Source organism: Nonomuraea sp. NPDC050691, assembly GCF_040654455.1.
Classification (GTDB): Bacteria; Actinomycetota; Actinomycetes; order Streptosporangiales; family Streptosporangiaceae; genus Nonomuraea.
On record NZ_JBFAIA010000229.1, the window covers coordinates 1 to 10999 of the forward strand.

At 75.1% G+C, this 10999-nt stretch carries 8 protein-coding genes, 2 pseudogenes and 1 riboswitch; all 10 genes and pseudogenes read right to left on the bottom strand.

Going from position 1 to position 10999, the window contains the following annotated elements; all coding sequences use genetic code 11:
• Positions 1-335, bottom strand: a pseudogene (locus tag AB0H81_RS40735) (hypothetical protein); the annotation flags it as partial.
• 101 nt (positions 336-436) lie between these two features.
• Positions 437-567, bottom strand: a riboswitch (FMN riboswitch).
• 89 nt (positions 568-656) lie between these two features.
• The gene (locus AB0H81_RS40740; protein WP_358386558.1) at positions 657-1418 is read right to left on the bottom strand and encodes an oxygenase MpaB family protein; all 762 of its coding nucleotides are present in this window, start codon (positions 1416-1418) and stop codon (positions 657-659) included.
• A gap of 169 nt (positions 1419-1587) precedes the next feature.
• Positions 1588-2109, bottom strand: a complete 522-nt coding sequence (locus AB0H81_RS40745; protein ID WP_358386560.1) for a MauE/DoxX family redox-associated membrane protein — start codon at positions 2107-2109, stop codon at positions 1588-1590.
• A 194-nt stretch (positions 2110-2303) separates the two neighbouring features.
• Positions 2304-2966 carry a ribulose-phosphate 3-epimerase gene (rpe, locus tag AB0H81_RS40750; protein WP_358386562.1) on the bottom strand — a complete coding sequence of 221 codons (663 nt, stop codon included), beginning with the start codon at positions 2964-2966 and terminating at the stop codon, positions 2304-2306.
• Positions 2967-3051: 85 nt separating this feature from the next.
• Positions 3052-4614: a transcription antitermination factor NusB gene (locus AB0H81_RS40755; RefSeq protein ID WP_358386574.1), complete on the bottom strand. Its 1563-nt coding sequence runs from the start codon at positions 4612-4614 to the stop codon at positions 3052-3054.
• A gap of 679 nt (positions 4615-5293) precedes the next feature.
• Positions 5294-6223 (bottom strand): methionyl-tRNA formyltransferase, encoded by a 930-nt coding sequence (gene fmt / locus AB0H81_RS40760; RefSeq protein ID WP_358386565.1) that lies wholly within the window; start codon positions 6221-6223, stop codon positions 5294-5296.
• 4 nt (positions 6224-6227) lie between these two features.
• Positions 6228-6776, bottom strand: a complete 549-nt coding sequence (gene def, locus AB0H81_RS40765) for a peptide deformylase (protein ID WP_358386567.1) — start codon at positions 6774-6776, stop codon at positions 6228-6230.
• Between the two features lie 4 nt (positions 6777-6780).
• Positions 6781-8139: a hypothetical protein gene (locus tag AB0H81_RS40770; RefSeq protein WP_358386570.1), complete on the bottom strand. Its 1359-nt coding sequence runs from the start codon at positions 8137-8139 to the stop codon at positions 6781-6783.
• Between the two features lie 81 nt (positions 8140-8220).
• Complete coding sequence (locus tag AB0H81_RS40775; RefSeq protein WP_358386572.1) at positions 8221-10101, bottom strand: hypothetical protein; 1881 nt, start codon at positions 10099-10101, stop codon at positions 8221-8223.
• Positions 10102-10150: 49 nt separating this feature from the next.
• Positions 10151-10999, bottom strand: a pseudogene (locus AB0H81_RS40780) (primosomal protein N'); the annotation flags it as partial.

Genomic DNA, 10999 nt, shown 5'->3' on the forward strand with positions numbered 1-10999 from the left:
GGCCCGTCTCCCAGGCCAGGGCCTCCAGGAGCTTGTAGACCTCGGAGTCGGAGAACGACCAGCCGGGCCGGTCGGGCGAGGTCGTTCCGTCGGCGCTCCCCCGCGACCTGGCCGGCGGCGTCGAGGATGACGCAGCCGACGACGGGGTTGGGGCTGGTGGTGCCGTGCCCGCGCGCGGCGAGCTCGACGGCGCGCGCCATGAGGCGGGCATCCGTCGCGGAACCGGCGACGTCAGCACGGGTCACGGAACCGGCGACATCGGCGGCGGTCGCGGGACCGGCGATGTCGGTGTCGTGTACGGGATCGGTGGTGCGCGCCGTGTCCCTGGTCTCCACCCCGGGTCTCCTCCTCGCCATCGGCTCTCGGCCATGGCGGGCCCCGGGGGATCGGGCGATGCGCGTGCGCATCACAGAGGCGCCCAGCGATGGCTGGACACCCGCGCGCTTCCTCCCATCCGGACTTTAACCGTCGGTCCCGGAATTTCACCGGGTCAACCGGCCGATGGCATCGGCCGGGTCGCGGACTGTCACCGCCGGTTCGGAGTTTCACCGACCCCGGAGCACGCTAGCTCTGTTCTTGTACCAGTTTGCCATGCCGCCGAAGCGGCATGCGCCCGCCCCCCACTATGACAACCAAGCGGTCGCTTGGTCAAATGCTCAGGCGGCCATGATGCGCCGGGCCTCGCGGGCCGCCGGGGAGTACCGGACCTGGGCCGGGACGAAGCCGAGCCCGGTGTGCAGGGCGCGCAGCGTGGCCGTCGCCCACAGGTCGCCGACGGGAGTGGCGGGCAGCCCGTACAACCTGCGCGCCCAGCGCGGCATCGTCGCGAACGCGAGCAGCGTCAGGGCGGGCAGGGCAGGGCGCAGGGGCGTGAGGACGAGCGGGAGCGGGGCGTTCAGCGACAGGCGCAGGGGGTGCGCCGCCTCGGGCACGAACCGCAGGCCGGGACGCTGTGCCTCGATGTAGTCGCGCATCTCGGTGACCGTGCCGGGGACGCTGTCCGGCGCGAGCCCCACCACCTCGGCCGCGCGCCGCCACTCGGCCACGAACGCGTCGGCCTCGGCGTCGGTGAGCCGGACCCCGGCCCGCCGCGCCACCGACAGGTAGGAGTCCACCTCGCCGACGTGCACCCATCGCAGCGCCTCGGGCTCGTCGAGGCGGTACTCCTCTCCGGTGTCCGGATCATGCGCGGTCAGGCTGGCATGGATCTTGCGGACGCGCCGGCCGGCCCGTTCCACCTCGGCGAGGCTCCCGTACGTACGGACGTGGACGAACTCGGTGGTGCGCACGAAGCGCGACCACGCCTCGGAGGGGTCCATGAGGGAGGAGTGCTGGAGGACGCCGCGCATGGCGCGGGGATGCAGTCCCTGCATGAGGAGCGCGCGCAGCCCGCCGATGAGCAGGATCGGCTCCCCCATCACCCGCCAGGTCACCGAACGGGGGCCGAAAAGCCCGTGATCCGCCATAAGTGGGCAGTTACCCAGGTCTGCGGGGGTTTATGTCACTTCATCCGGTGACAGCCGCGTTCACCTCAGGCCCCGGCGGCACCCGGCGTCGCCGGGCCTCAGATTCAGATGCCGCTCGCGGTCAGGCGCCGGCGAAGAGGTCGACCAGGTCGTGGAAGGCGGCCACGAGGATGGCGCCGATCAGCCCGGCGACGCCCGCCACGACGGTCCCGGCCGGCGCGGGCGCTCCCATCGGAAGAGCGAGGCCGAGCAGCGTGGCGGTGATCAGCAGGCCGTTCCGGACGAGATGGCGGGGCCCGAGCGGGGCGGCGGACACGCCGAAGCAGCGGCACGGGGCGCGCTGTCCCCGCCGCAGCGGCACGGCGATCGCCACGGTGAACGCCGTCAGCAGCGCGAGGGCCAGCGCCAGGCCGTACGCGGCGACGCCGGGCGCCCCGGCGAGCAACGGCACGGCCACCAGGAGCGCCGCGAGCCCCTCCAGCGCCGCCACCAGCACCGCCAGCGGGCGCCTCAGAGCGCGGCTCACGGGGACGAGGTCCGGCAGCGAACGGGCGAACCCGCTCAGGTCTCGCGCCTTGGACACCGCCGTGATGGCGAAGACCACAGCGATCAGCCAGGCGCATCCGACCCGCACGTACTCCACTCGCGCACCTCCGCAGCCACTGTGCCGCCGATCACCTGGAGATCACGATGCTCCGGGGGCACGCCCCTTCGACGCAACGGCGTACGTCACATTCGCCGGTCGCGAAGCCGTCGCGACGCCGACGTCCGCAGGTCACCGCGCCACGATCGCGACCGGGACGACCCCAGCCGACCACGATCGCGGCCTGGGCGGCCTCAGTCGATCACGGTGGCGGCCTGGGCGCGGAGGGCGTCCACGGCCGCCGAGGGGTCGCTGGCGCCGTACACCGCGCTGCCCGCGACGAAGACGTCCGCCCCCGCCTCGGCGACCCGCTCGATGGTCTCGGTCGTGATCCCGCCGTCCACCTGGATCCAGATCTGGCCGCCGTGCCGCTCGACGAGGGAGCGGGCGGTGCGGATCTTCGGCAGCACCATGTCGAGGAACCCCTGGCCGCCGAACCCCGGTTCGACCGTCATCAGCAGCAGCATGTCGATCTCGCCGAACAGCCCCTCGTACGGCTCGACGGCGGTGCCCGGGTTGAGGGCGAGCGCCGCCCGCGCGCCGAGGGAGCGGATCTGGCGCAGCGTGCGCACGGGCGCCTTCGCGGCCTCGGCGTGGATGGTGACGCTGCCCGCGCCCGCCTCGGCGTAGGCGGGCGCCCACCGGTCGGGGTCCTCGATCATCAGGTGGCAGTCGAGCGGCAGGGACGTGGCCTTGCGCAGCGACTCCACGACGGGCAGGCCGAGCGTGAGGTTGGGCACGAAGTGGTAGTCCATCACGTCGACGTGCAGCCAGTCGGCGTTGGGGACCGCCGCTGCCTCGTCGGCGAGCCGGGCGAAGTCGGCGGACAGGATGCTGGGCGAGATCTGTACGGCCATGATGTGCCGAGTCTATTGAACCCCGCCCCGGCGCGCGCCCCCGCCTCCCCGGCCCCCCGGCCGCCGCGCGCGCCTGCCTCGGGGGTTACGCCCGCTTGCGGAGGAGTGCGAGGAACATCGCGTCGGTGCCGTGGCGGTGCGGCCAGAACTGGGCGTGCGGGCCGTCGCCCAGGCCCTCGACCTCGGGCAGGTAGTCACGGGCGTCGAGCTGCTCCACGTCGTCGCGGCGCGCGATCACGTCGCTGACCACGACGCGGGTCTCCGCGAGGTGCGGGGAGCAGGTGACGTACGCGACCACGCCGCCGGGGCGGGTGGCGTCGAGGGCGGTGTTCAGCAGGGCGCGCTGGAGCCGTGCCAGTTCGGCGACGCTCGCGGGGTCGCGCCGCCACCGCGCCTCGGGCCTGCGCCGCAGCGCGCCCAGACCGGTGCAGGGGGCGTCGAGCATGACGCGGTCGAACACGTCGGGCCGCCAGGCGGGCCGCGTGCCGTCGGCGGTGATCACGCCAGCGTGCGCGGTGGTCTGCGCCACGAGCCGGGCGCGGTGCTGCTGCACGTCGGCGGCAACGAGCCGCGCCCCACCGGGGAACGCCACGGGCGGCATGCCCTCGGCTTCCTCGGCGGACCCGCTACCGCCGGCGCCCCCGACGTCGACGGGGACGCCGGCCGTGTCGCCGTACACCGCCACAGCGTCGAGCAGGCCCGCCTTGCCGCCCGGCCCGGCGCACATGTCGAGCCACAGCTCACCCTCGGCCGATCCGGGCCGCGACGAGGGTTGCGGGTCGAGGGGGACGCGGGTCAGGGCGAGGGCCACGAGCTGGCTGGCCTCGTCCTGCACGGCCGCGCGGGTCTCGGCGATCGCGGCGATCTGCCCGGGGTCGCCCTCCGTCAGGCAGGCCCCGTACGGGGAGTAGCGGGTGGGCTCGGCGCCCGCGTCGAGCAGTTCGCGGCGGGAGGAGCGTCCCGGCCGGGCCACCAGGGTGACGAGAGGCCGGGCGTTGTCGGCGGCGAGGAGTTCGGTCGTCTCCTCGATGCCGCCGCCGAGCGCGTCGCGGAAGGCGCTGACCACCCAGCGCGGGTGGCTGTGCACGACCGCGAGATGCCCGGACGGGTCGTCGGCGAGGTCGGGCGCCACGATGGGCAGCCACTCGTCGAGCGTGCGAGAAGCGATCTTGCGCAGCACCGCGTTGACGAACTTGGCCGCGCCCGGTCCGACGCGCTGCCGTACCAGGTCGACCGTGGTGCCCACGGCGGCGTGCGGCGGGACGCGCATGCGGAGGAGCTGGTGGGCGCCGAGCCGCAGCGCGTCGCGCACGGCGGGGTCGGGCGCGCGGTCGCTGCAGATCGCGATGATCGCGTCGTACGTGCCGAGGCCGCGCAGGGTGCCGTAGGCCAGCTCGGTGGCCAGGGCCGCGTCGCGCCCCTTCAGGCCGCGCTCGCGCAGGAGGCGCGGGGTGAGCAGGTTGGCGTAGGCGTCGCGCTCGTCGACGGCGCGCATGACGTCGAACGCGGCGTTGCGCGCGGGGTCACGCGGCCCCCGCCCGGCCCCACCATGACCACGCCCGCCCGTACGCCGCGCACCGCCGGCATCGCCCCGATCACCCGAGGAACCGCCCTGCCGACCGGACGCACCGCCCTCCCGACCAGCCAGACCAGCCCGGTCACCCGAGGGACCACCCTGCCGACCCGCCGGATCGCCCTGCCGGCCCGATGGACCGCCCGACGGACCGCCGTGCCGGCTGGACCCGGCGCTCCGGCGACGGCCCACCCGTCCCCCAGAGGACGCCCCATAGCCCCCGGCACCCCCGGGGCCCGCTCCACGATCCGCTTGAGCCCCACGGCCGGCACCGCGATCCGTCTCCGGCCCACGCTCCGCGTCACGACCCGACCCACGACCCGCGTCACGACCCCACACGGGCCCCGCCTCACGACCCGGCACACGACCGGCGTCCTGACCTGAACCGCGACCAGCGTCACGACCCGAAGCCCGACCGGCCTCGCGACCCGAACCACGGCCGCCTGTGCGCCCCGCGTCCCGGCCCGAACCACGGCCGCCTTCGCGCCCCGCGTCCCGGCCCGTTCCGCGGTTGCCTTCCCGGCCCTCTCCCCGGCTGCCTTCGCGGCCGGTGCCGCGGTCCTCGGGCCCACGGCCCCCGCTGGTGCTCATCCCCTCCGGCTTTCCCTCATATGTGCGGATCGCACCCCACCCATGCCCGCCGGCCGCACGTCCGCCGAACGCGCGGCGCGACGCGCCGCTCCGGTCTGCGGACGGCCGCTCGCGCCGTCCGCGGCGCCACCACCGACCCGCAGCGCCTCACGGCGCGCTCCGGTCACGCGAACCGGTCGCCGCTCTCCACGCGGGCGCCCCGCGCCCACTCCCCCGCGCTCATCACCCGCTTGCCCTGCGGCTGCACCTCGCCCAGCTCGACCGGGTGGGTGGCGGTGCCGACCAGCACGGAATGCTTGCCGGCGGCGATGACGCCCGGGGCGAGGCCCTCGGCGGACGGCGCCGGCGTGACGGGGCCGAGCTTGAGCCGCTGGCCCCGGAACGTGGTCCACGCCCCCGGGTTGGGGGTGCAGGCCCGGACGAGCCGGTCGACCCGCATCGCGGGCGCCGACCAGTCGACCTCCGCGTCGGCGACGTTGATCTTTGGGGCGACGCTCACCCCGTCGGACGGCTGCGGGCGGGCCTCAAGGGCGCCGTCCTCGACGCCGTCGAGCGTGGCCGCGAGCAGCCCGGCCCCGGACTGGGCGAGCCGGTCGAGGAGCGTGCCGCTCGTGTCGTCGGACCGCACCTCTTCGGTGACCACGCCGTACACAGGGCCGGCGTCCAGCTCCTTGACGATCTGGAACGTCGAGGCGCCGGTGATCTCGTCGCCGTGCAGGATGGCGTGCTGCACCGGGGCGGCTCCGCGCCAGGCGGGCAGGATGGAGAAGTGCAGGTTGATCCAGCCGTGGCGGGGCACGTCGAGCGCGGACTGGGGCAGCAGCGCGCCGTAGGCGACCACCGGGCAGCAGTCGGGCTCCAGGTCGGCGAGCTGCTTCAGGAACTCGGGGTCGCCGGCCTTGGCGGGACGCAGCACCGGGATGCCCGCCTCCTCGGCCAGCTCGGCGACCGGCGACGGGTGGACCTTGCGGCCCCGGCCCGACTGGGCGTCGGGGCGGGTGACGACGGCCACGACGTCGTGCCGCGGCGAGTCGATCAGCGCGCGGAGCGACGGCAGCGCCGTCTCGGGCGTGCCCGCGAAGACCAGGCGCATCGGCTCAGAGTGCCTTTCCGCCGGTGGCGTGCGGGGAGAACTTGACCGTCGGCGCGGACAGGCCGCTCCACTCGGCCTCGCGGATGGCCTTCATGGCGAGCTTGCGCTGCTTGGGGTCCATGCGGTCGATGAACAGGATGCCGTCGAGGTGGTCGGTCTCGTGCTGGAAGCAGCGCGCCATCAGGTCGGTGCCTTCCAGGACGACCGGCTCGCCGTGCATGTCGAAGCCCTTGGCGACGGCGCGGATGGCGCGCGGCGTCGGGTAGCTCAGCCCCGGGAAGGACAGGCAGCCCTCCTCGCCCTCCTCGTCCAGCTCGGACGACAGGTCGAGGTCGGGGTTGATCAGGTGGCCGAGCTGGTCGTCCACGTAGTAGGTGAACACGCGCAGCCCGACGCCGATCTGCGGGGCGGCCAGGCCGGCGCCCGGCGCGTCCATCATCGTGTCGGTCAGGTCCTTGACCAGCTTGCGGAGCTCCTTGTCGAAGTCGACGACCGGGGCCGCCGGGGTGCGCAGCACCGGATCTCCGAACAGCCGGATCGACTGGATCGCCAAGGGGTCACTCCGTTTCGCTTCGATGGGGTGAGCCCAGTTTAGTGTGCTCGACGGAACGCGCCTTCATCGCCGCCTTGCGCGCCGCCTTGACGACGGCCGGGTCGTCGTGGGCGGAGGCGAGCATGTCGAGGACGGCGATCGTGTCGGGGTGCCCGACGGCCGGCATCTCGCCTACCAGCCGGATCAGGTCCTCGCCGGGCTCGGGCGGGTCGAGCCGGCCGGCGGCGTGGCCGGACAGGTGCATGAGGGCCGCGAGGGAGTCGACCGCGATCCAGGTGTGGTCGTCGGCGCTGAGCGCCGGGGCTTCGAGGTCGCGGATGTGCAGCCAGGACGCGGCGTAGCGGCGCATCAGCGGCAGCTCCAGGGCCCGCCGCAGGGGCGCCTCAGCCTCGGGCCCGAGCTCCTCCAGGATGGCGCCCACGGCGCCGCGCTGCCCGGCCGTGCCCTCGGCGGCGATCTCGATGAGCTCGCGGGCGGCCTCCTCGGGCGGGCGGCGCTCCAGCCAGCCCGCCACGGCGCTCTGCGTCGCCGCGCCCTTGACCAGCGCCTCCACCAGCTCGGCGGCGGACAGGTCGGCGAACACCTCCACCTCGGCGGCCGTCGGCGCGTCGTGGCCCTCGCGCAGCAGGTCGCGGCGGATCGCCCACACCCCGAGGGGGGTGAGCGCCGTACGGCCGGCGTCGGTCTGCTCGACCAGGCCGCAGTACGCGAGCAGGGAGAGCGCCTCCAGCAGCTCGGCGGGCAGCGAGGCGGCCAGGCGGCGCAGCTGCACGGTGCCGGGCTCGCAGGCGACCTCGTGGGACTGGAGGATGCCGCGGGCGAGGTTGGCGACGGCCACGCCGGAGCGCACGGAGTAGACGGTGGCCAGCATCTCGGCCAGGTGCTCGTCGACCACGGCCGAGCCGGTCAGCCCCTCGTCGGCGCGGTCGAGGACGTCCATGACCACGCCGTCCCAGAACTCCAGCGTCGCCTCGACGGTCAGCAGCTCGGGCAGCGGTCCGCGCAGGGCCTGGCCGCGGACGATCTGCAGCAGGCCGGTGTTGACGGCGACGATCCAGATGAGGCGCAGCCGCGCCGCGTCGACGCCGAGGGTCTCGGCCGCGGCGGTGGCGTCGTCCGCGGCGAGCAGCCCCTCGGGGGTGACGGGACGGGTGCCGGTCCAGGCGGTGAGGCGGATGGCGTCGGCCACGAGCGGCACCGTGGGCACCAGGCGGGCCAGTTCGGCGTCGGGCACGAGCGTCACGGGCGGGAACGTCAGGGCCTCGTGCTCCTCGGCCGTCTCCTGCGGCGGCCGGGGCGGCATGGCGGGCTGCTCATCGATCAGCTTGCGCAGCTCGGCGAGGTCGAAGACATTGTTGGCCACCCAGGAAACTTACTGCACAGGAGTCACAGGGACGTACTCATCGCGGATCCCGGTCGCGCACCGCGGCTCCGGTCCGGGGTTCTACCTGATGGCGCGGGAGCGGGCCTTGAACGCGGCCTTGCGCGCCGCCTTGGCCACCGTGCCGTCGGGGATGGAACGGCCGAGCAGCTCCAGCACGTCCACCACGTCGGGGTGGTCGACCCGCCACATCTCCTCGATGAGGTGGGCGGGCGGGCCGGAGGCGGCCATGTTCTCGGCGAAGACGTCGGGGTCCTCCTCGGCCGCGGGCATGGCCAGCGCCAGCATGTCGACGCTGACCCAGAGCAGCTCGTCCTGGGTGAGCGCGGGAGCCGGCAGGCCGCGGGAGGCGAGCCAGTGGATGGCGTGTGGGCGCAGCTCGTCGTCGTCGAGGCAGGCGCGCACCTCGGGCTCGGCCTCGGCGCCCAGCCGGTCGACGATGGTGACGGCGATGCCGCGGGCCACGGCGGGCGCGCCGGACGCCGCCGCGAGGAGCTGGGCGGCGGCCTCGCCGGGCGTGCGGCGGCTGAGCCAGCGGGCGATGTCGTCCTCGGCCATCTCGGTGGGCATGCCGTCGAGCAGGCCCTCGACGAGGCCGGTGGCGTCCGCCTCGCCCAGGTCGGGGGCCTCGGGGGCATCGATGCCGAGCGCCAGGTAGTGCTCGCGCAGAGCCCACACGGCGAGCGGCGTCAGCCCGGCCGTGCCGCCCCGCCGGATCGCGCCGCCGGACCCGCCGGCATGGCCCTGACCGCCGGCGGCCCGCCTCTCGGGCGCGTCCTCCCCGCCGGGACCGGCCGGGAGTCCTGGGCCGGCCGGGCGTCCGGGGCCGCGGTGGACGGACGCCCCGCGCTGGATGCCGAGAGCGCGCCGTCCCCCGGGCCCGTGCGGGGTGTCGGGCCCGGTGTGCGCGGCGACGCCGATGCGGCCCGCCACAGGGGCGATCGGCCGGCTCGCCGGGCCGGCGCCCGCACCGGCCGGCGGGGCGCCGCCGCCCGCTCGCGTCCCTCGGGGCGGGAGCATCCCCGGCGGGTCGGGCGCCATCTCGATCAGCCCGCACCAGGCCAGCCGGTCGAGGGTCGCGGGCACGTCCACGTCGCCGTCGTCCACGACCTCCTGGAGGTAGTCGCCGATGACGGCGACCGGCACCCGGGTGCGCAGCCGGTAGAGCATGTCGAACAGGTCGTACAGCTCGTCGTCCAGCTCCGCGCTGCCGGTGACGGTGCCGCGCGTGTCCTGGTCCACGAGGTACGCGACCGCGCCCGCCCACAGCCGGAGCGGCCCGTCAGCCGTCTCGTCCCCGGAGTAGTACGCGGCGAGGTGCCGTCGCAGGTCGCCGACCAGTTCCCCGTACGTCTCCTCCCGCGCGTCGCCGCCGTCCTCCCGCAGCGCCGTCCAGAGCGGCACGCGCGCCAGCGCCTCCAGCAGCTCGCCGGGCGGGGCGAGCCGGACGCCGGGCAGGGGCGAGCACCCCGGGCAGTCGCACGGCGCCTCCCCCAGATCGGGCAGCTCGCCGGACGGGATCGCGATCGACTGCTCCAGGGACTCGGGCCCGATGGAGCTGAACAGGCTCTTGGCCATGCCGAAGTTGGACTCGTCGGCCAGCGCCCCGGCCATGCGTGGGGCGATGTCGTCGATCCGCTCGCGCATGGCCCCGGCGATGGCGGCGCCCACCTCGGCCTTGTCCTGGAGGTAGTCGACCAGGGTGCGGGCGGCGGCCACGGTCTCGGTGGCGCTCTCGGGCGGGGTGATCACCTTGCGGGGGTAGATGGACAGCAGCAGTTCGTCGAAGGTCGCGGGGGTGAAGTCGCCCGGCTCGTTGACGTCGAGGTAGTCGCTGGCGTAGTCGCAGAGCAGGCGGACCTCGTCCGCGTCCACCTCGACTCCCCGCGCCCGTCCCCAAGCACGCAGGTCGTCGATGGCCTGGTTCACCCATTCGATCGACACAAAGGCACGCTAACGGCTGACTTACGGATGAGCGAATCGGGGAAACAGCCTAAATCAGGTCGAGCGGGTCGACACTCACCCTCACGACATCCGGCGCCTTACGCGCCGCGCGCACCCCGCTGGCCCCCTTGAGCGCCGCGGCCAGCACCGCTCCTCCCGGGCGTGGCACGCGGATCATGGCGCGTTCCTGACCGGCCTCGTCGATCGGCACCGGGCCGAGCACCTGTGCCTCCGCGGGCAGCCGTACCTCGTCGAGCATCTGCCGCACCGCGGCGGAGGCGCCCGTGAGCGTCGCCATGCGCACCGCGGGCGGGAACCCCAGCTCGGCCCGGTCGGCCAGCTCGCGCTCGGCATGCGTGATCGGATCCCACCGCAGCAGCGCCTGTACGGCCGGCAGCCCCGCGTCGGCCAGCACCACCAGCTCGGCCGCGGGCCGGAGCAGAGCGGCGGCGTTCATCCAGCGGCGCAGCGCCTCCTCCGACGCCCGCAGGTCGGCCCGGCCGAGCAGCGACCACGCGTCGAGCAGCACGGCGGCGGCGTACCCGCCCTCGGCGACCGGCTCCGCGCCCGGGGTGGCGACGACGAGCGCCCGCGCGGCGGGCACGCAGGCCAGCACCCCGTCACGGCCGGACGTGCGCACCGGCGTGGAGGGGAAGGCGCGGCCCAGTTCCTCAGCGGTGCGCCTGGCCCCGACGACCACGGCCCGCAGCCGCGCACCGCCGCAGTGGGGACACCTCCAGCCCGGATCGACGCGCCCGCACCAGCGGCAGAACGGGGCGGCGTGCCCGGCGCGCAGAGAGAGGGGGCCGTGGCAGAGCGGCGCCTCCCCGGCGACGGCGAGCATGGCGGGCGGGGCGAGCGTGCCGGGCGGGGCGGGCGGGGGCGCCCCACGTGTGGG